The 20,356-nt window shown below is 74.2% G+C and carries 10 protein-coding genes; 3 read left to right on the forward strand and 7 right to left on the reverse strand.

Annotated features, from left to right (window positions below; all coding sequences use genetic code 11):
• Nucleotides 1-6: 6 nt before the first annotated feature.
• Complete coding sequence (locus OG702_RS01760; RefSeq protein WP_327287055.1) at nucleotides 7-1,236, reverse strand: cation:proton antiporter domain-containing protein; 1,230 nt, start codon at nucleotides 1,234-1,236, stop codon at nucleotides 7-9.
• A 465-nt stretch (nucleotides 1,237-1,701) separates the two neighbouring features.
• On the opposite strand from OG702_RS01760, the gene OG702_RS01765 reads away from it, so the two are divergent.
• On the forward strand, nucleotides 1,702-2,502 hold the full coding sequence (locus OG702_RS01765) for an AraC family transcriptional regulator (protein ID WP_327287056.1): 801 nt from the start codon (nucleotides 1,702-1,704) through the stop codon (nucleotides 2,500-2,502).
• Here the strand turns inward: OG702_RS01765 and OG702_RS01770 are convergent.
• The gene (locus OG702_RS01770) at nucleotides 2,472-3,422 is read right to left on the reverse strand and encodes an AfsR/SARP family transcriptional regulator (RefSeq protein ID WP_327287058.1); all 951 of its coding nucleotides are present in this window, start codon (nucleotides 3,420-3,422) and stop codon (nucleotides 2,472-2,474) included. The genes OG702_RS01765 and OG702_RS01770 overlap by 31 nt on opposite strands.
• 195 nt (nucleotides 3,423-3,617) lie before the next feature.
• Between OG702_RS01770 and OG702_RS01775 the strand changes: the two genes are divergently transcribed.
• The gene (locus tag OG702_RS01775) at nucleotides 3,618-4,352 is read left to right on the forward strand and encodes a helix-turn-helix transcriptional regulator (protein WP_327287059.1); all 735 of its coding nucleotides are present in this window, start codon (nucleotides 3,618-3,620) and stop codon (nucleotides 4,350-4,352) included.
• A 141-nt stretch (nucleotides 4,353-4,493) separates the two neighbouring features.
• Nucleotides 4,494-5,840: an FAD-dependent oxidoreductase gene (locus tag OG702_RS01780; RefSeq protein WP_327287060.1), complete on the forward strand. Its 1,347-nt coding sequence runs from the start codon at nucleotides 4,494-4,496 to the stop codon at nucleotides 5,838-5,840.
• A 338-nt stretch (nucleotides 5,841-6,178) separates the two neighbouring features.
• Here the strand turns inward: OG702_RS01780 and OG702_RS01785 are convergent, their stop codons facing one another.
• The 5 genes from OG702_RS01785 to OG702_RS01805 are packed head-to-tail and all read right to left on the reverse strand — an operon-like array spanning nucleotide 6,179 to nucleotide 20,354.
• Nucleotides 6,179-7,447: an AMP-binding protein gene (locus OG702_RS01785; RefSeq protein ID WP_327287061.1), complete on the reverse strand. Its 1,269-nt coding sequence runs from the start codon at nucleotides 7,445-7,447 to the stop codon at nucleotides 6,179-6,181.
• Complete coding sequence (locus tag OG702_RS01790) at nucleotides 7,431-7,958, reverse strand: flavin reductase family protein (RefSeq protein ID WP_327287062.1); 528 nt, start codon at nucleotides 7,956-7,958, stop codon at nucleotides 7,431-7,433. Before OG702_RS01790 ends, OG702_RS01785 begins: the two co-directional genes overlap by 17 nt.
• A 23-nt stretch (nucleotides 7,959-7,981) precedes the next feature.
• Nucleotides 7,982-8,815, reverse strand: a complete 834-nt coding sequence (locus tag OG702_RS01795) for a thioesterase II family protein (protein ID WP_327287063.1) — start codon at nucleotides 8,813-8,815, stop codon at nucleotides 7,982-7,984.
• On the reverse strand, nucleotides 8,812-11,265 hold the full coding sequence (locus tag OG702_RS01800; RefSeq protein WP_327287065.1) for a beta-ketoacyl synthase N-terminal-like domain-containing protein: 2,454 nt from the start codon (nucleotides 11,263-11,265) through the stop codon (nucleotides 8,812-8,814). The genes OG702_RS01795 and OG702_RS01800 overlap by 4 nt, the downstream gene beginning before the upstream one ends.
• 11 nt (nucleotides 11,266-11,276) lie before the next feature.
• Complete coding sequence (locus OG702_RS01805; RefSeq protein ID WP_327287066.1) at nucleotides 11,277-20,354, reverse strand: SDR family NAD(P)-dependent oxidoreductase; 9,078 nt, start codon at nucleotides 20,352-20,354, stop codon at nucleotides 11,277-11,279.
• Nucleotides 20,355-20,356 lie beyond the last annotated feature (2 nt).

Raw genomic sequence — 20,356 nt, forward strand, 5'->3', positions numbered from 1 at the left:
TCACGGCTAGGCCGACGGCACTGTCTCAATTTCCGGCAGCCGGACGCCGGGCGTCTCGGGCACCACGACAGGACGGTTGTAGATCCGGTTCAGCAACGGGCCGGTCATCATCGTGGTGACGACGGCCATGACGACCATGAGCGAGTACAGCGGGCCGTCCAGCAGGCCGAGCTGCTTGCCGACGCCGAGGATCACCAGCTCGGTCAGTCCTCGGGTGTTCATCAGGGCAGCGAGTGCGCAGGCCGGTCTGCCGGGCAGTTTCAGCAGCCGGGCGGTGACGTAGGTGCCGCCGAACTTGCCGGCCATCGCGACCAGCAGGATGACGCCCAGCTCACCGGCCTGGGTCGTGCCGAAGTGCCTCAGGTCCACGCCGAGGCCGGCGACCATGAAGTACACCGGCAGCAGCAGGCCGGAGATCCGCCCGATGTGGTCGGTGATCTCGGTGTGGAAGGCGCGCACGGCCTGCCCTTTGGGGGTGACCAGGCCGAAGATGAAGGCGCCGAAGATGAAGTGCAGGCCCATCGCCTCGGTGGCCGCGGCCGACAGCAGGATGCCGACCAGCACCACGAGGACCGCGCTGGGGCTCTGCGGGCGCATCCGGGTGCCGTTGCCGACCAGCCAGCCCAGCAGCGGGCGGACGAACAGCACGATGACCAGCGCGTAGGGAACGGCGAGGATCAGCCGCCAGTGCTGCCCGCCGTCGGCGGCGACGGCCTGGACCCCGGCGAGCCCGGTCCAGGCCAGCACGTCGACCATCGCGGCGGTGGCCAGCGCGATGCCGCCGAGAGTGGTGCGGGACAGGCCCCGGTCGGTGAGGATCCTGGCCAGTACCGGGAAGGCCGTCACCGACACCGACAGGCCGATGAAGACGATGAAGGTGGCGTGCCGGTCCGTCGGGTGGTTGTGCAGCAGGTAGAAGGCCATGCCGATGCCCAGCGAGAACGGCACCAGCATCGAGCCGAGTGCGGTGCCCGTGGTCAGCCAGCCGCGGCCGCGCAGCTGCCGGCTCTCGATCTCCAGGCCGACGGTGAACATGAACAGCGCGACGCCCACATCGGCCATTCCGGTCAGCAGCGGACGTACGCCCGCGGGAAAGAGCGTGTCGACCGCACCGCCCAGAAGCGTGGGCCCGAGCAGGATCCCGCCGAGGATCTCACCGATCACCGCAGGCTGCCCAAAACGGGCGACAACATGGCCGAGTCCACGGGCGAGGATCACGATCAAGGCAAGGTCCACGAAAAGAAGTTGCACTTGATGACTCGACATAGCGTGACCCTCTCAGTTGCCGCAGAGCATCTGACTTCACCGCACGCTGCCGTCGCGGAACAACCTTGCCTGGCATTCCACTCGGCGTCAGTCGATTCTGCCGGTGCCGCCTAAAGAGCGTCTATACGCCCACTGGAAGCTTCTGACCTGCGAATACACCCGAGATCTGGCTGATTCGCAAGGATGAAGAAGACACCGGGGGCGCGGAGATGCAAGGATCAACTCACGCTACATCGGTTCAACACCGCCTCTATAGCACAGAGCGTGACGGGAACTCACGGGGGACTCTGGGATGCAATGCGTTATTTGCGCGCCGATAATCGGCGTGAAATAAATGATTTACCCGAGTACTTCCTTATGCGGTCGTGCGCCACTCTGGCTGCCCCGTCGGTTTGTGAGTATTTCGATTGAACCCTCACGACCTGGGAGTGTTTCATGGAGTACATAGTTCAGCGCGCCGTGGCGGTCATCCGTGACAAGTACGGAGAGCCGCTCACCCTCGACGAACTGGCGCGCATGGTGCTGGTGAGCAAGTTCCATTTCCTGCGCTCCTTCCGGCGGACCACGGGGGTCACTCCGGGACGCTTTCTGAGTGCGGTCCGGCTGGCGGAGGCGAAGCGCCTGCTTCTCGACACCTCATTGAAGGTGTCCGACATCTCGGCGCAGGTCGGCTACAGCAGCATCGGCAGTTTCACCCGCAGGTTCACCGAATCCGTGGGCCTGCCGCCGACGCAGTACCGGCAGAGCGCGACCGCGGCGCCGCTGCCCCGCCCGCCGCAGCGGCCGGGCGGCAGCAGGAACAGCGTCTCGGGCTACGTACGGCCCTGGCGCACCGGTCGCACCGAGGTCTTCGTCGGCCTCTTCGACAGCCCCATCCTGCAGGGCAGGCCCGCGGTGTCCGCGGTCCTGCAGGCGCCGGGCCCTTTCCGGCTCACCGGGATCCCGGCCGGCACCTGGTATCTGCACGCGGCCACGCTCCCGGAACCCGGCGCCGCCGGCTGTCGTACCAGACAGTGGCGGCAACCGGTCCAACTGGTGGACTGTACCGGGCCGCTGACGATCCGGGACCAGGACCCGGTATCGGCCGAGCGGCACGACCGGATCATCCTGACCCCGCGCCCCGCGGAGTGGTTCCGGCCGCCGGTGCTGCTCGCCCTGCCGCACCAGATGCCCGGCGTCGGCACCACCCGGGAGCTGCACAGCGGCTACCGCGAGCCCTCCGCCACCGCGGTGTAGCCGGCCGGCTGCCGCGAGTACGGGACCCTGCGGGCGGCCACCCCGGCCGCAGGGGACTGCCTGGCCTGCGGCCGCGGTTCGGCCGTCTGCCAGCGGTCGACACCAGCGGGCGCCGCCGTCATCGAGCGCAACAGTTGCACACTTCCGGGCACCGTACGGGGCATCAGGGCCGGGTGCCCGTTGAGTATCTGCTCGTGCAGCGCGCTCAGTTCGGGGCCGGGCTCGACGCCCAGCTCGGCCATCAGCAGCTCCCTGGTCTCCCGGTAGACCCCCAGCGCGTGCGCCCGCCGCCCGCAGCGGTAGAGGGCCAGCATCAGCAGCGACCGCAGCCGCTCGCGCAGCGGCTCCCGGCCGACATGGCCGACCAGCGCGGGGATCACCTGGTTGTGCCAGCCGGCGTGGAGCAGCAGGTCGGCCCACTCCTCCACCGCCATCAGCCGTGACTCGGTCAGCCGCACCCGCTCGATCTCGGCGAACGGGCCGGGCACGTTGGCGTACGCGTCGCCGTGCCACAGCCCGAGCGCCCGCTCCAGCTGGCCGATCGCCGCCTCGGCCTGGCCGTTGGCCAGCAGGCTGCGTGCCGCGGTGTGGTGCCGGCTGAACAGCTGGACGTCGACCGCCTCGGCCGGCAGCCGCAGGCAGTACCCGCCGCTCGCCGAGACCAGCACGCCGCCGGACTTGCGCCGGCCGCGGGCCGGGTCGAGCACCCGCCGCAGGCCGGCCACGTAGGTGTGGACGCCGCTGGCCGCGGACTGCGGCAGCTCACGGCCCCACACCCCGTCGACGATCTGCTCCACGCTGACGATCTCGCCGAGCCGGCCGGCCAGCAGGCCCAGTACGGCGCGCTGCTTCGGTGGGCCGAGCGACACCTCCTCACCGTGCCGCCAGAAGCGAATGGGCCCCAACAATTCCAGCTGCATGATCCCCCGTCCAGATCGAGTCGCTCAATCAAGTAGACACCACAAGCGTGCGTCCGTGACACCTCGCACGCATCGCCCGGATTGCTCAGTTCCGCTCGACAACCGTGGGACTGGGACTCCTTGACCTGGCACATAGCACGTGGTTATCGTGACCGAGTTGTCACGTGCGGCCCAATACGGGGAGGCTGAGCACGGGTGCGAACCGAGATCGAATGGGTGGTTCAAGGCATTCATGAGGGCTTCGAGGGCAACTTGTCCATCGCCGACTTCGGGCGTATGGCCAGGCTGAGCCCCTGCCACATGGCCAGATTGTTCCACCAGGAGACCGGACTGACTCCTTCCGGTTTCCTGCTCGCAGTACGGATGGAGCAGGCCCGCCGCAGGCTGTTGCGGTCGGAGCGGAGCATCGCGGACATCGCCGACGAGGTGGGCTACGCGAGCCTCGGGGCGTTCACCTCACGGTTCACGAAAGTTGTCGGGGTTTCGCCTGGAAAGTACCGGCGGATCAGCTCGCTCGGCAGCTCCATCGTCGACATGGTGGCGGGCGCCGACGCGACACACTTCACCTACGGCTCGGTGACCGGGCGCACCAGACGCAGCGACGGACTGCTGCGCGAGCCCGTCTACCTGGCCGCATTCCCGATGTCGCTCAACGGCCGGAAGGCCACCCGCTGCTGTCGCAGCGGCAACTCCACCGATCGGTGGAACATCGCTCACATCCCCTCGGGAATGTGGTTGATCGAAGCGGTTTCCAGAACGGTGGGCGGCGGCAGGTTCGACGTGGTGGTCGGCCAGGCCGGACCATTTCAGATTGATCCTGGCAGCGTTGTGAACGTCGATGTCCTATTAACAGCACCGACGAAAATCCGGGCTGTGGAACCCGATCGGGCACAACTCGGGCTCGCCGTTCCCAATCTCTTCGGCTGCTAGGCGCACTTGCGCGGTCGGATAGGCCGCGCAAGTGCCAGCAATCAGGGAGATGCCACTTCCCCTCCTCGAGCGAAGAATCGACTTGGACTCCTTTGTCCAGTCGGCTCCTTTGTCCAGTTGGTCGCGAGGCCTGGAGGATCTGTGGGCACAATCGGTGGACATGCGGTCGTCGTCGGCGGCTCGATGAGCGGACTCGTCTCCGCCGCCGTGCTGTCGACCAGGTTCGACCGGGTCACGGTCATCGACCGGGACACCCTGCCCGACGGGGCGAGCGACCGCCGCGGCGTCCCGCAGAGCGGCCACGCGCACGCTCTGCTGATCAGCGGCCGGCAGGTGCTCGACGGGGTCTTCCCCGGGCTGACCGACGAGCTGATCCGCGGCGGGGCGGTGCCCTACGACGCCGGGTGGGACCTGCTGTTCCATCAGATGGGCTCGCTGCGCACCAGGTTCAGCAGCGGCAAGCTCGGCATCAGCCTGACCCGGGCGTATCTGGAGCACACCGTACGCGAGCGGGTCAGGGCACTGCCCAACGTCGCGATACGCGACCAGGTCTCCGTCATCGACCTGCACGGCACGCCCGGCCGGGTCTGCGGGGTCGTGCTGGACGGCGGCGAGATCCTGCGCTCCGACCTCGTCGTGGACGCGACCGGCCGCAGCGGCGACCGCACCGACGCCTGGCTCAGGCGGCTGGAGTGCCCGGCACCCGCGGTCACCAAGGTCAAGATCGACGTCGGCTACACCACGAGGGTGCTGCGCCGGCAGCCGGGCGACCGCATCGGCGGCGGCCTGCTCTACCTGATGTCGGCGGTGCCGCCGCACGACAAGCGTGCGGCGGCGGTCTTCGCCGTCGAGGGCGACCGGTGGATGGTGACCCTCGGCGGCTGGCACCGCTCCCACGCGCCGACCGACCCGGAGGGCTTCGCCGAGTTCGCCGAGGCGCTGCCCGACCCGCATGTCGCCAAGCTGCTCGCCTCGGCCGAGCCGCTGGACGGGCCGCGCGCGCACAAGTTCACCTACCCGCAGGCCAGGCGGCGCCACTTCGAGCGGCTGCGCACCCTGCCGACCGGCTATGTCGCCCTGGGCGACGCCATCTGCAGTTTCAACCCGCTGTACGGGCAGGGTATGACTGTCGGCGCGATGGAGGCGGTGGCCCTCGGCGAGACCCTCGACCAGGAGGGGCGGGCGTCCGCGCGGATGGCGCGGGCGTACTACCGCAAGGCCGCGGCGGCGATCGCCACGCCGTGGCAGATGTCCACCGGCAGCGACTTCATGTACCCCGAGACGGTGGGGCCGCGGCCGCTGGGGACCGGGGTGGTCAACCGGTACGTGCGCCGGCTGATGCTGGCGACGCATGTCTCGCGGGAGTCGCATCTGGTCCTGCTGGACATGCAGCATCTGCTGGCGCGGCCCTCGTCGATCTTCCGGCCCGGGCCGGCGATCAGGTCGCTGATGGCGGCTCGGCGTTCCCCGGCCAACCCGGCGGACTGACGCCCGCACCGGGCCTGCGGCCACGCCCCCCACCACCTCCACTCCGGTGGGGGGCTCCTACCGGGGCGCTGCCCCAGTCCCTCCCCGCCGGGCTCCGGGGCGTCGTGGTTGCGCGCGCAGTTCCTCGCGCCCCTGGGGTGAGTGCCACCCGAGGTGAGCTGGCTGGCTCCACGCTGCGTCGGGGCTGAGCGCGCAGTTCCCCGCGCCCCTCGGGTGACTGCCACCCGGGGTGGGCATGCTGGCCCCCCGGCGCGTCGTGGTTGCGCGCGCAGGCCCCCGCGCCCCTCGGGGGGCCGCCTGGCGCGAGGGGGTGGGGTGGTTTGGTGCGGGACCAGGGGTCAGGGTGGGGGGAAGACCGTCAGGAAATCCGTGGGGGTGTGGCGGCCGCTGAGGGCGGCGTGGAGGACTGGGCCCGGGTCGGGGTTGAAGGGGCGGCCTGGGGTGTGGTGGAAGACGCGGTCGAAGGCGAGGGCCGGGCCCACCGCGCAGACCTCGCCGACGGCGCCGGGGAGCGCTGCGGCGCCGCGGTCGTCGAGGACCTGGATGCGGACGCCCGCGACCGCGCCGCCGACGTTCAGGCCGCGGCGCCGGCCGCCGCCGGACCGGGTCCGCGGCACCGGGTGGGACAGGTCGAGCGCCGTCCACGGCAACGCCCCGCCGGCCGGGGCGAATTCCGCCCAGAGCCGGGACGTCGGAAGCAGCTCGCGGTGCCGGGTCGCGAGCTCCTCGGAGCAGGGGTCGCCGATGAGGACGACCGTGCGCGGCCCCGGCGCGCCGGGGACCAGCAGCCGGTCGTACTCCTGCGGGGTGAGCACGGCGACCGGCGAGCGGGTGAGCGCACCTTCCGGCGCCCCGCAGTAGAGCGTGCCGGCCGACGCGACGGCCCACCAGAGCGCGGCGAGGGTCACCGGGCCGCCGGGGGCGGGCTGGCGGATCTCGATACCGTGCTCGGCCGCGCCGACCCGCTGGATGCGGGCGGCGGCGGCCAGTTGCCAGGCGCGGTGGTCGATGAGCTCACCGGTCGGCCCCGGCACCGTGCCGGTGCCGGGGGCGAGCAGCAGATACGCCGGGTCGATGGGGCTGGACCTGGGCAGCGAGTCGTCGGGGCGTACGGCCTCGGCACGCTGCCAGGTGGCGGGGTCGTCCATGGGCACGACGAGCCGGACAAGGCCCCAGGAGTTGCGGTGGGCCTGCCCGCACAGCACGGTCTGCGCCCCGCTGAGCGCGGCGATCTCCCGGAGCGCCGCGTCGGGGGTGCCCGCGGGCACGGGTACGCAGACCCCGCCGGCCTTGAGTACCGCCAGCTGGGCCACCAGCGACCTGCGGTGGTCGACGCAGTAGACGATGACGGGGTCACCGAGCTGCACCCCGCCCAGGACGAGCAGCGAGGCGAGCTGGCGGGCGCGCTGCTCGGCGCCCCGGTAGGTGAGCCGGCCCGTGCCGACCCGGACAGCGGTGTGGTCGGGCTTGCGGGCGGCGACCCTGGCGAACATCGCGTCGAGGGTCAGCTGCCCGGCCGCCGCCGCGGTGAGCTGGAGCGGGCGTTCCCTGGCGCGCGGTACCGGTGGTGCGACCGTGGCGGTCGCCCGGTCAGGAGATGAAGTCATAGTAGAGGTGGACGTCCTGCCCGGATTCGGCCCACGCCCCGTAACGGCGCATGCCGTACAGCAGCGGCCACTGCGAGGACAGCTGGGTGACGGCGACGGCCGCGCCCATGACCACCGCGTGGTCGCCGATCTCGTGCACGTCGGCGACACGGCAGTCCGCGATGGTGTGGGCGGCTTCGACCAGGTGCGGGCCGCAGGCGGGGCCCTCCATCGACCAGCGGGTCCTCTCGAAGCGGTCGGGGGCGCCCGAGGCGAAGAGTTCCGCGGTGCCGCGGGCCGCCTGGTGCAGCAGATTGATCGTGTAGGCGCCGCTGTCCAGGATGGCCTGCAGTGTCGGGCTGCCGCGGCGCAGGCAGACCAGCAGGGTCGGCGGGTCGAGGGCCACGCTGCACAGCGAGGTGCAGGTCATGCCCCAGGGCACGCCGTCGGGTGCGCGCGAGGTGATGACCGACACACCGGTCGGAAACGCGCTCATCAGCGGACGGATGTCCGGTACGGGTTGCTGCGTCATGAGCCGGAGCCTTCCTGACGGGGTCACACGGTGCTGGGCTGGAACACCTGGCGTCCGGTCGTGGCCGGTTGCAGCGCCTGGTGGATCTCCTGGACCAGCCGGACCGCGAAGTCGGGGAAGGCCGGACCCAGGAAGTGGAAGTGCCCGCCGTCGAAGACCAGCCGTCCGAACCGCGCCCGGGTCTGGGCGACCCAGCCGGGCAGGGTGGCGGGCGGCGCGACATGGTCGTCGGTCGCGCCGAAGGCGGTCAGCGGCATGCCGAGCGGCGGACGCGCGGGGTCGGGCCGGTAACCGGCCACCGCCCGCAGGTCGTTGCGTACGAGGTGCAGGAAGCGCGCCCGGAACTCCGGGAGTTCGTCGATCCGCGGATGCATGCCGCCCATGAGGGCGAGGCGGCGCATGAGTTCGTCGTCGGGCAGGTCGGTGTCGGGCAGGCCGTCCGGGACCCGGTGGCCGGGGGCGGCCCTGCCGGACACCCCGACCCATGCGGGGGCCACGCCGTCGGCCTCAAGCAGCCGGGCCGTCTCGTGGGCGACGACCGCGCCGAGGCTGTGGCCGAACAGCGCGAGGGGCACGCCGTCCGCCCAGGGGCGTATCCGGTCCGCGGTCCAGGCCGCCAGGCGTGCCATGTCGGCCAGCGGCGGCTGGGTGTGGCTCTTGCCCCGCCCGGGCAGGTCGAGGAGCAGCAGCTCCCAGTCCTGCGGCAGCAGCCGGCTCAGCGGGAAGTACGCGGCCGCCGAACCGCCGGCGTGGTGGATCACCACCAGGCGCAGCCGCGGCTCGGCGACGGGCCTGGGCCGGACGAACGCGGCGGCGGCGTCCGCCGGCCGGGGGGCCACCGCCTGGCGGGCGTTCATCGGCCGGCCGCCGCGGGATCGGCCTCGGCGGTGGCGGTGATGTCCCGGGCGAGCGAGCCGAGCAGTTCGGTCAGCGGCAGGTCGAGCGCCAGTTCCTCGGCCGTCAGCCCGAACGTGTAGTGCTCCTCGACGCGGGTGATGAACAGGGTCGAGATGAAGGAGTCGCCGCCGCCGTCCAGGAAGGACAGCGCCGGGTCGAGGGGCTCGTCGGAGTGCAGCACCTCCTGCAACTGGCCGAGCAGGAAGGCCTCGACGGCCGCGGTGTCCCGCGGGTCGGGTGCGGCAGGGCCGGCTGCCTCGGCGCCGGCTCCGGCGGTGCGGGCTGCGGCGCCCATCGCGGGCTCGTCGATCCAGAAGCGGCGCCGCTGGAAGGGGTAGGTGGGCAGGTCGCCGAGCAGCCGCGCACCGGGTGCCCGCAGGGCGTCAAGGCGCAACTCGGCTCCGGCGGCGAACAGTTCGCCGAGTGCGCCGAGCAGCAGCCGGTGCGCGTCCTGCGGCCGGCCGCCGGTCAGCGGCGCCTCGTGCGGCTCGCCGCCCGTCTGCCAGCGCAGCCGGGTCGGTCCGCGGCCGGCCGGACGGTCGCCGAGGGTGACCCGTAGGCCGAACTCCGCCAGCAGCGCCGCCAGTTGCCCGGCGGGCGGCGCAGAGTCGCCGCCGCGGGCGGCGGGCACGGCCTGCAGCAGCACCTCGACCGCCGCGGACAGCTCCGTGTCGTCGGAGCCCGGCAGCAGGGTCAGCTCGCGCGGCACCACGGCGCGTTCGGCGCGCGTCGCCGGGGCAGCGTCGGACAGCCCCTCGACGCCGGCGTCGAGCTCGTCGGCCAGCTCGGCGGCGCTGCTGCCGGTGACCGCGATCCGTACCGGATGGGCGGCCCGGCCGCAGCGCAGGGTGTGGCACAGCGACGCGGTCTGCCCGGGGTCGCCCTTGCGGAGCCGGTCGGCGAGCCGTCCGGCGAGTATCGCGAGCGCCGCCGGGTCCTTCGCGGAGACGGTGAGCAGTTCCGGCCCGCCGTCCTCGATGTCCTCGCCAGCGGCGGCCGTCGCGTCCCCGGCCGCCGGTGCGTACGCCTCGAGCAGCGCGTGCGCGTTGGTGCCGCTCATGCCGAAGGAGTTGACGCCGGCGATCCGCCGGGGCAGCTGCTCGGGCCAGGGCTGGTTGGTCCGCGGCACGGTGAAGCCGGTCGCGTCCCAGGGGATGTGCGGGTTGAGCGGGCCGTCGTCCTCGGCGGCGGCCGCCGGGATCTCGCCGTGCCGCAGCATCAGGACGGTCTTGATGAGCGCGGCGATGCCCGAGGCGGCTTCCAGGTGCCCGAGCCGGGACTTGACGCTGCCGATGGGCAGCGGGAAGCCGCGCTCGCGCACGGCGGCGCCGATCACCCCGTCGAGGGCGCCGACCTCGATGGGGTCGCCCAGCGCGGTGCCGGTGCCGTGCGCCTCGATCCAGCCGATCTCCGCGGGGTCGACCCGGGCGTCGTCGAGCGCGGCGCGGATGACCTCCTGCTGGGCGGGGCCGTTGGGGGCAGTGAGCCCGGAGGCGGCGCCGTCGTGGTTGACGGCGGTGCCGCGCAGCACCGCGAGCACCGGGCGGCCCTGGCGTTCGGCGTCGGCCAGCCGCATCAGCACCAGCACGCCGACGCCCTCACCGCGGCCGTAGCCGTCGGCGGAGGCCAGGAACGACTTCGACCTGCCGGTCGGCGACAGGGCCCTGGTCTGGCTGAGCGAGACCATCAAGTTGGCGGACAGCAGCAGGTTGGAGCCGCACAGCAGCGCGTACTCGCACTCGCGGGCCCGCAGACCGCGGGCGGCCAGGTGCAGTGCGGTCAGCGAGGACGAGCATGCGGTGTCGACGCTGAGCACCGGGCCGCTGAAGCCCATCACGTGGCTGATCCGCCCGGCGCCGAAGCACAGGCCGCCGCCGGTGGTGTAGTACGGGTCGATGCCGGTGGTGTCCGCGCGATCCTCAAGACGCTCCAGGTACTCGGACGCCATCATGCCGAGGTAGACGCCCACGTTGAGCCGGTCGGAGCGGCGTACCGGCACCCCGGCCCGCTCCAGCGCCTCCCACGCGGTCTCCAGCAGCATGCGCTGCTGCGGGTCGAGGAGCTTGGCCTCGCGCTGGGAGATGCCGAAGAAGTCGGCGTCGAAGTGCGCGATGTCGTCCAGGAAGCCCGCCTGGTCGACGTAGGAGCGGCCTGGCTTGCCCGGTACGGGGTCGTAGACGGCCCGCAGGCCGGGGCGGTCCTCGGGGATCGGCCGGTAGGCGGTGGCGTCGCCGCGCAGGAAGTCCCAGTAGCCGTCCGGCGAGTCGAGCCCGCCGGGCAGCCGCAGCGCCATGCCGACGACGGCCAGCGGGGCGTGCCGCTCGTCCTCCAGCTCGCGGATCCTGGCCTGGAGGCGGCGGGAGTGCTTCAGCTGGTCCTCCATCAGCCGGCGTATCTCATCGGCGTCCATGCTGTCCCGCCTCATTTCTCTGTGGTCACATCTGCTTGCACGGCCTGCAGCAGCTCGTCGAAGGACAGTCCGGCCAGGTCCCCGCTCTCCTGCGCGGGGACTTCCGCTGCTCCGGGGGTGGACGGCGGCGGACCGTACGCGGGTACGCCGTCGGATTCAGGTGCGGGTGCGGCTGCGGTGCCGGTCGCGGGGACCGGTGGCGCCGCTGGTGCCGGGACCGGGAAGAGCAGGCCGAGGGTGTGGGCCGCGAGGCGTGCGACGGTCGGGTGGTCGAGCGCCACCGTGGCCGGCAGGTCGTGGCCCACGGCGTCGGACAGCCGGGTGCGCAGGTCGATGATCATGATCGAGTCGAGCCCGGCCTCGGCGAAGCCGAGGTCGTCGTCGGCTGCCGTCTCTGCGCCGACCGTCGCGTCGACCATCTCCCGCAGTTCCTTGCGCAGCCGCTCGTCCCTGGACTCGGGCGGCAGCCCGGCCAGTTCGTCGCGCAGCCTGCCGCGGTCGGGCGGCGCGGCCGCCTGGCGCGGGGGGCCGGCGGGGCGGCGCAGCAGGGCGCCGTCCAGCAGCCCGGCCCGCGTTCCGCCGCAGCGGGTCGCCGACGCCTCCGCGTAGGCGTCGGCGTCGAGGGCGACCGCCACCAGCCGGCGCGGGTCGCCGCCGAGCGCGACCTTGAGCAGGTCCTCGGCCTCGGGGTCGGTGAGCGGGCGCAGCCCCTGCCTGGCCGCCGCGGCGCGCACGGCGGCGGAGTCGGCGAGGCCGCCGCCGCCCGACGGGATCCAGGGCCCCCAGTCGACGGTGGTCGCGGGGACGCCCGTTGCCCGCAGGCGGCGGGCGAGCCCGGCCAGGAAGCCGTTGGCGGCGGCGTAGTTGGCCTGGCCGGCGGAGCCGAGGACGGCGGAGGCCGAGGAGAAGAGCACCAGGGCGTCGAGCTCCTGGCCCTCCAGCGCCGCCGCCAACTGCACGGCGCCCGCGGCCTTGGCGGCGAAGGCCGTGCCGAAGTCGTCCTCGGTGAGCTGGTCGAAGGCCCGGTCGGAGGTCGCGCCCGCCAGGTGCAGCACCGCACGCAGCGGTGCCCCGGCGGCGGCGGTGGCGACCGCGGCCCGGCAGTCCGCCGGGTCGGTGACGTCACCGCGCACCACGTCCACCCGCAGCCCGCTGCTGGTGAGTTCGGCGATCACGGCCCGCGCCGCGGCGTCCGGTTCCGAGCGCCCCATCAGGGTGACCGCGGAGAAGCCGGCCCGTCCCAGCGCGGCGGCGGCGCTCAGGCCGAGTGCCCCGAGCCCGCCGGTGACCAGCGCGGCGCCGCCGCTCGGTGGTACGTCGCCGGCGGCGGGCGGTACGGCGGACAGCCGCGCCGCACGTACGCCGTCTGCGCCGACCAGCAGCCGCGGTTCGGCGACCGCGGCGTCGAGCTCGCGGTCCAGCGCCCTGGCCACGACGTCCGGCTGCCAGTCCGCGCCGAGTCCCAGCCTCAGCAGCAGCCGGCCGGGCTGCTCGGCCTCGACGGACGCGAGCATCCCCCACAACGCCTCGGTGACCGGCGCCTGTTCGTCCCCCTCGGGGGCCAGCACGGCGTAGGGCACGTCCTGTTCCACCGCGCGCAGCCCGCGGGCCAGCGCGGTGGTCGCGCCCAGCGCCGAGGCGGCGGACCCGCCCTCGTCGCGGGCCCGTTCGCCCTCGCCGGGCTCGGCGGTGACCTGCTCGTCCGGCTCCTCCGCGAAGCGGGCGTCGACCACCAGCTCGGTGCCGGCGGGCGGGGCGGCGCCGGGTGCGGGGGCGTCCACCCGGTGCCCGTAGGACTCCAGGGCGTCGCGGAGGGCGCGGCCGGGCTTGGACTCGGCGCCCAGCAGGGCGACCCGCAGCGGGCGCCGAGCGGAGTCGGTGGACGGCAGCGCGGGGGTGTCGCGCCACAGGAGCTGGTAGGCGTGCGGGACGCCGCCGCGCAGCGAGCGTTCCAGGACCGAGCGCGGGGCGCGCCGGAAGCGGAAGTCGTCGGCGGCCAGCACCGTACGGCCGGTGCCGTCGAAGAGGTGCAGGTCGGCCGATTCGACCTGCATCAGGCCGTCGTCGCCGCCGGTGTGCCGGGTCGCCGTGATGTGGCCCCACAGGGTGCTGCCGGGCGCCGGGCGGCCGGGGAAGGCCACCCGGGCCAGCGCGAACGGGATGGCGAGGCCGGCCTCCTCGGCCGGCTCGCCCTCCGCCGCGGTGCCCACCGTGAAGACCACGGCGCTCTGCAGGACGGAGTCCAGCAGCCCCGGGTGGATCTCGTAGGAGGCGGGGGCCTCGCGCGGGTCGTCGGGCTCGGCGTAGCGGATCAGCGCCTCGTCGCCGCGGATCCACACCTCGTCGATCCAGCGGAAGGAGGGGCCGAGGTGGTAGCCGAGCGCGCGCAGGTGGCCGTAGAAGTCCGCGCCGGTGAGGTGGCGTTCGGCCGCGGCGGCGAAGGCCCGCGGGGCGGGGGCCGGCGGGGCCGTCAGGTCGGCCTGCGGCACGATCCGGGCGGACAGGTGCTGCTGCCACTCGTCGCGGTCGGCGTCGACCAGGCTGTGGACGCTCACCTGCCCGCTGCCCAGCTCCTCGACGATCTGCAGCTCGTAGCGCTCGCCGTCGTGCAGCACCAGCGCGCGCGGGAAGTACAGGTCGGCCAGCTCCACCGGTGCGCCGCCCTGCCCGAGGGCGGACAGCACGGTCGCGGTCTGCGACGCGCCGGGCACCGACACGGTGCCGAACAGCCGGTGGTCGGTCAGGTGCGCCGGATAGGCGGTGGTGCGCTCGGTGCGCCACACCCTGCCGCGCAGGCCCGGCGAGCGCAGCTCCGTACCCCAGGCAGGTCCCGCCGCGGCCGGCTCGGCGCCGGGGGCGGACTCGGCCGCCGCGGCCGTCCAGTGCCGGGTGCGGGCGAACGGGTAGCGCGGTGCGCTGTCGTCGTGGCCGGCGGCGGCGTGCACGCGCCGCCAGTCGAGGTCCTGCCCGGCCTCGTAGAGGACCCGGACGGCGCCGAGCAGTCCGGCGCGGTCCGCCGAGCCGCGGCGCAGCGACGGGGCGACGCCGCAGGGCGGGGTGAGGCCGGCGCCCTTGACCAGGTTGACCAGGGTGCGGTCGGGGCCGATCTCCAGGCAGACGTCGATGTCCAGTTCGCCGAGCTGGCGCAGCCCGTCGAGGAAGCGGACCGGGTTGCGGGCGTGCCGCCGCCAGTAGGCGGCGTCGTACTCGCCGGGGCCGGCGAGCCGCCCGGTGACGTTGGTGATCAGCGGGGTGTGCGGGTCGGCGAAGGTGAACGTGTCGAGCAGCGCGGAGAACTCGTCCATCGCCGGTTCGAGCAGCCGTGAGTGGAAGGCGTGCGAGACGGCGAGCTTGCGCGCCTTGACGCCCTCGGACTTCAGCCGGGCCGCGAGCGCGTCGACCGCGTCGGGATCGCCGGAGACCACGGTGGCCTCGGGGCCGTTGAGCACCGCCACGTCCAGCTCCAGGCCCTCGGTCCACTCCCGGACGCTGTCCTCGGGCGCGGCGATCGCCAGCATCGCGCCGCGCCGGGTGCCCTGCATCAGCCGGGCACGTGCGGCGATCAGCGCGAGCCCGGTGGCGCGGTCCATCGCCCCTGCCTGCATGGCGGCGGAGATCTCACCGACGCTGTGGCCGAGCACCACCGCGGGGCGTACTCCCCAGGACTCCCACAGGGCTGCCAGCGCGGTCTGCAGGGTGACCAGGGCCGGCTGGGTGACACGGGTCTCGTTGATCGCGGTGCGGTCGTCGCCGTAGAGGACCAGGTCGGTCAGGGAGCTGCCCAGGGCGGGGGCGACGACCCGGTCGCAGGCGTCGAAGACGTCCCGGAAGACCGGCTCGGTCTCGTACAGCTCGCGGCCCATGCCGAAGAACTGGCTGCCCTGCCCGGTGAAGAGGAAGGCGACCCGCGGCGCGCCGGCCCGGGCCAGCGCGACCGGGGTGCGCTCGTCGAGCGCCGCGAGCAGCTGCTCGCGGCCGCGGCCCGCGACGGCCCGCCGGTAGGGGAAGTGGCTGCGGCCGGCGGCCGCGGTGGCCACCAGGGGGGGGACGTCCTCGTCCCGGCAGCCGGCGAGCCGGTCCCGCCAGGCGTCGGTCAGCCGCTCGATGCCGCCCGCGTCGGGGGCGGACAGCGGCAGCAGGTGGTGCTCGGACGGCTCGGGGCGGGTCTCGGACGTGCCGTCGGGGAGGGGGGACGACGGCACGTCCGAGAGGATCAGATGGGCGTTGGTCCCGGTGAAGCCGAAACCGGACACGCCCGCGACCCGCGGCCGGGAGCCGCGCGGCCAGGGGTGGGCGGCGTCGACCACCCGGACGTTCATCGCCGACCATTGCACGTGCGGGTTGGGCTCGCCGAAGTGCAGGTCGGCGGGGATGGTGTCGTGCCGCAGCGCGAGCACCGTCTTGAAGACGGCGGCCATGCCGGCCGCGGTCTCGCAGTGGCCGACGTTGCTCTTGACCGAGCCCACGAGCAGCGGTTCGTCCGGCGCGCGGCCCTGGCCGAGCACCCGCCAGGCGGCGCCGACCTCGATCGGGTCGCCGATCGAGGTGCCGGTGCCGTGCGCCTCCAGATACGACACCTCGGCGGGGTCGGTGTGCGCGTCGCCGAGTGCCGCGGTGATCATCGCCTCCTGGGCGACGCCGTTGGGCACGGTCAGCCCGGAGGACGCGCCGTCCTGGTTGACGGCGCTGCCGCGGATCACCGCGAGCACCCGGTCGCCGTCGCGGCGGGCGTCGGCGAGCCGCTTGAGCACCAGCACGCCGCAGCCCTCGGAGCGGGCGAAGCCGTCCGCGTCGGCGGCGAAGGTGCGGCAGCGGCCGGTCGGCGACAGCATGTGCGCCTGGCTCACGGCGGTCCACGACATCGGGTCGAGCAGCACGTTGACGCCGCCGGCCAGCGCGGTGTCGCTCTCGCCAGAGCGCAGCGAGCGCACCGCGAGATGGAGCGCCACCAGCGAGGATGAGCAGGCCGTGTCGACGGCCATCGCGGGGCCGTTGAGCCCGAGGGTGTACGCGATTCGGCCTGCCGCGGCGTTCAGCGCGGTGCCGGTGCTGTAGTAGGCGTCGATGTGCGGGGTGCCGCCGCGGGCCAGCAGCCGGGCGTAGTCGGCGTAGCCGATTCCGACGAAGACGCCGGTGCGGGTGCCGCGCAGCCGTCCCGGTGCGATGCCGCCGTCCTCCAGGGCGTGCCAGGCGGACTCCAGCAGCAGCCGCTGCTGCGGGTCGAGGTTGTCGGCCTCGCGGGCGGGGACGGAGAAGAAGGCCGAGTCGAAGCGGTCGACGTCGTCGAGGTAGCCGCCCTCCAGGGTGGTGATCCGGTCGGAGCCGAGGGTGTGGGCGTCCCAGCGGCCCTCGGGCGGTGCGGTGACGCCGTCGCGGCCCTCGCTGAGCAGTGCCCAGAAGTCCTCGACGGTCGGTGCCTGCGGGAAGCGGCCGGCCATGCCGACGATGGCGATCGGGTCGGCGGCCGGGGTGCCGGTCGCGGCCGGCTGCGGCTCGTCGGCCGGTACGGCCTGCGCGTCCCGCGCGACCGCCGGCGTCCGCGGTGCGGCCTGCGGGGCCGGGCGGTGTACGAGCGCGGGGCCGGCGAGCAGGTGCGCGGCGAGGGTCGCGACGGTCGGGTGGTCGAAGACGTCGGTGACCTGCACGGTGGTGCCGAAGGCGGCGCCGATCCTGACCGCGAGGTCCACGGCGGTGATCGAGTCGAGCCCCTGGTCGTAGAAGCCGACGTCGGTGCGCAGGTCCGAGGCGCCGGCGTGGCCGAGTTGCTCGGCGACCAGCCGGGCGACGTGGGCGCGGGCGGCAGCGGCACGTTCGCGCTCGGGGAGCGCGGCCAACTCGCCGGCGATCGAGGGCACATCGGGCTGCGCCTGGGCCGGACCCGCGGCGGCGGCGAACAGTCCGCGGGGCCGCAGTACGGCCATGGTGGAGCGGAGCCGGTCCACGTCGAGCGGGCAGGCGATCAGCAGGCCGTCCGGCCCGGGCACCGCACCGGTCAACGCGGCCCGGCCGGTGGGCGCGTCGAGCGCCCCGATCCCCAACCGGGCTGAGCGCTCGCGCAGTTCGGCGTCCGCCATGCCCTGGCCGGCGAGGTCCCAGGGCCCGAAGGCGATGCTCACCGCGGGCAGTCCGAGCGAGCGCCGGTGCGCGGCGATCGAGTCCAGTGCCCCGTTCGCCGCGGAGTAGGCCGCGTGGCCCTCGGTGCCCCACACCGCGGAGACCGACGAGGCCAGTACGAAGAAGTCCAGCGGCCAGCCGCGGGAGGCCAGATGCAGCCACCAGCCGCCCGACGCCTTGGCGCCGATCTCGGTGAGCATGCCGGCGGCGGTCAACTCGGCGGCGGGCGTGCGGTGGACGACGCCTGCCGCGTGCACCACCCCCCGCACGGCGGGCATCCGGCTCAGCGCGGACAGCGCCGCCTCCAGCGCGTGCGGGGTGTCGCTGCCGCCGCCGCGGTAGACGGCGGTGACGCCGGCCTGGTCCAGCCGGTCGAGGAACTCCGCCGCCTCCGGGCCGAGTTCGGTGCGGTCCTTGCGGCCGATCAGCAGCAGGTGGCGGGCGCCGCGGCGGACGAGGGCGTCCACCAGCTCGCGGCCGACGGCGCCGAGCGCGCCGGTCACCACGTAGGTGGCGTCGGCGACGACCTGCGGCGGTGCGGGTCGCTCCGCCGCCACCAGGCGCGCCGCGAGCACGGCCCCGTCGCGTACCGCCGCCAGGTCCTCCAGCGGGCCCTGGGAGCCTGCCTGGCCGGCGAGATGGGCGAGCAGCGCGGTCAGATCCGCGTCGTCCGCGGCGGCCGGCAGGTCGATCACGCCCGCCCAGGTGTCGGGGAACTCCAGCCCGAGCACGGGCGCGAGCCCCTGCAGGAGCCCGCCGCTGCCGGCCTGCGCCTGCTCGCCGTCGGCGAGCCGCCGGGCGGCCGCCGTCAGCGCGGTCACCCGGCCGTGCCCGGCGCGCGCGAGCGAGGCGACCGCGGTGGCGACGGCGGCGCACTGCTCGGCGCCGGCCACGGCGGGATCAGCGTCGCCGTCCTCGGGGAAGGCGACGGCACGCGGCGCGAGCACCAACGCCGTTGACTTGGGGGGCTGTTGCCCGGCCCAGTGCCCGTCCCACGCGTCGGCGCCGACCGGCAGCGCTCCGCAGGTCCAGCCCTCGGGCACCTCCACCGCTTCGGGCGCGAGCAGCGTGCCCGGCACTCCGGCGGCGGCGGCGAGCCGGGCGAGGCGCCCGAGCAGCGCGGTGTCGTCCCCCGCGAGCACCAGACCGGCGGCGGGGCCGCCGGACGCGGGCGCCCCCCACCGCTCGGCGGCGAGGCCCGCGGCGGGTGCGGGCAGCGGCACCCACTCCAGCCGGTGGCTGGTGGGCAGGGCCGGCGGCGCGGCGGGGGCCGGCGCGGTCTGCTCGGGGGCGAAGCGGCGCCGCTGCCAGGGGTAGGTGGGCAGGTCGGTGACCACCCGTCGTACGTCCGGCAGTTCGGGGACGTCGGCGGGCTGCTGCTCCCCCGCCGCGACCGCCCGCAGCACGGCGGCCGCGCTACGCGCGTCAGGTGCCGCGATCCAGCCTGCCGTCTCCATCCGTGTGCGGCCGGTCGTGGCGGTGGCCGCGAACGCCGGGTAGCCGGCCGGGTCGAGCGCGTCCAGGTGGTCGGCGTAGCGCGCGGCGAGGGCGCGCAGGGCCTCGGGGGTGCGGGCGGAGAGCGGGAAGCCGGCCGGGGCGGGCGGCGCTTGCGCGGCGGCCCGTTCGGGGGCCGGGCCGAGGACCACGTGCGCGTTGGTGCCGCTCATGCCGAAGGAGCTGACGCCGGCGTGGCTGCCGCCGTCCGCGGGCCAGTCCTGGAGGGCGGTCGGCACCGTGATACCGGTGCCCGACAGGTCGATCCGCGGGTTGAGGTCACGGAAGTGGACCAGCGGGGGGATCTTGCGCTCGCGCATGCACAGCACGGCCTTGACGAGCCCGGCGACGCCCGCGGCGGACTCCAGGTGACCCATGTTGGTCTTGACCGCGCCGACCGGCAGCGGCGCCCCGCCGTTGCGGCGGCCCAGCGTCATCGCCAGGGCCTCCATCTCGATGGGGTCGCCCAGCGCGGTGCCGGTGCCGTGCGCCTCCACGTAGCCGATGTCGGCCGGTTCGAGGCCGGCTTCGGCGAGTGCCTGCTCGATCACCGCGGCCTGCGAGAGCACGTTGGGCGCGGTGAAGCCGCCGGAGCGGCCGTCCTGGTTGACGGCGGTGCCGCGGATGACCGCGTGCACCCGGTCGCCGTCGCGCTCGGCGTGGTCGAGCCGCTTGAGCACGACGACCCCGCAGCCCTCGCCGCGGGTGAAGCCGCCCGCCCTGGCGTCGAAGGTGCGGCACAGGCCGTCGGGCGAGAGCGAGCGCGTCTCCTGCACCAGCCGCATGGAGCGCGGCGACATCATCAGGTTGGCGCCCGCGGCGAAGGCGGTGTCGCACTCCCCGCGGCGCAGCGCCTGCACGGCCAGGTGCACCGAGACCAGCGAGGACGAGCACGCGGTGTCCACGGACAGCGCGGGTCCGGTCAGTCCGAGCGCGTAGGCGATGCGCCCGGCGGCGAAGTTGTGGCCGTTGCCTGTCGTCCAGTACGCGTCGGGCTCGCCGGCCAGCCACTCGCGGTAGTCCTGCCACATGATGCCCAGGTAGAAGCCGCTGCGGCTGCCCTGCAGCCGGTCGGCGGGCAGCGCGGCGTCCTCCAGCGCCTCCCAGGCCACTTCGAGCAGCATGCGGTGCTGCGGGTCGAGGTGCCTGGCCTCGCGCGGGCTGATGCCGAAGAAGGCGGCGTCGAAGTCCAGCACCTCGTCGAGGTAGCCGCCGCGCTGCGGCAGGCCGTCCCACTCGGCGCCGAACGGCCCCTTGCGGTGCGCGGGCATCGGCCGGACCAGGTCGCGGCCCTCGGCGAGTGCGGTCCAGTAGCCGTCGAGGTCCTGGATGCCGCCGGGCAGCCGCAGTCCGATGCCGACGACGGCGATGGGCTGGTTGCCCTCCTGCTCGTCGAGGCGCTGCCGGAGCGTGCGGATGGTGTCGAGCGCGCGGGTGAGCGGGGTCTGCTTGGCCTGCCCGCCGGTGCGGTTCTCTTCCATGT

Source organism: Streptomyces sp. NBC_01198 (assembly GCF_036010485.1).
Taxonomy (GTDB): Bacteria; Actinomycetota; Actinomycetes; order Streptomycetales; family Streptomycetaceae; genus Actinacidiphila.

Excerpts from the sequence above, each read along its gene's own strand:
- OG702_RS01770 (WP_327287058.1), bottom strand. The coding sequence starts at position 3,422 with ATGCAGCTGGAATTGTTGGGGCCCATTCGCTTCTGGCGGCACGGTGAG.
- OG702_RS01805 (WP_327287066.1), bottom strand. The coding sequence starts at position 20,354 with ATGGAAGAGAACCGCACCGGCGGGCAGGCCAAGCAGACCCCGCTCACC.
- OG702_RS01795 (WP_327287063.1), bottom strand. The coding sequence starts at position 8,815 with ATGAACGCCCGCCAGGCGGTGGCCCCCCGGCCGGCGGACGCCGCCGCC.
- OG702_RS01765 (WP_327287056.1), top strand. The coding sequence starts at position 1,702 with ATGGAGTACATAGTTCAGCGCGCCGTGGCGGTCATCCGTGACAAGTAC.
- OG702_RS01790 (WP_327287062.1), bottom strand. The coding sequence starts at position 7,958 with ATGACGCAGCAACCCGTACCGGACATCCGTCCGCTGATGAGCGCGTTT.
- OG702_RS01800 (WP_327287065.1), bottom strand. The coding sequence starts at position 11,265 with ATGGACGCCGATGAGATACGCCGGCTGATGGAGGACCAGCTGAAGCAC.
- OG702_RS01785 (WP_327287061.1), bottom strand. The coding sequence starts at position 7,447 with ATGACTTCATCTCCTGACCGGGCGACCGCCACGGTCGCACCACCGGTA.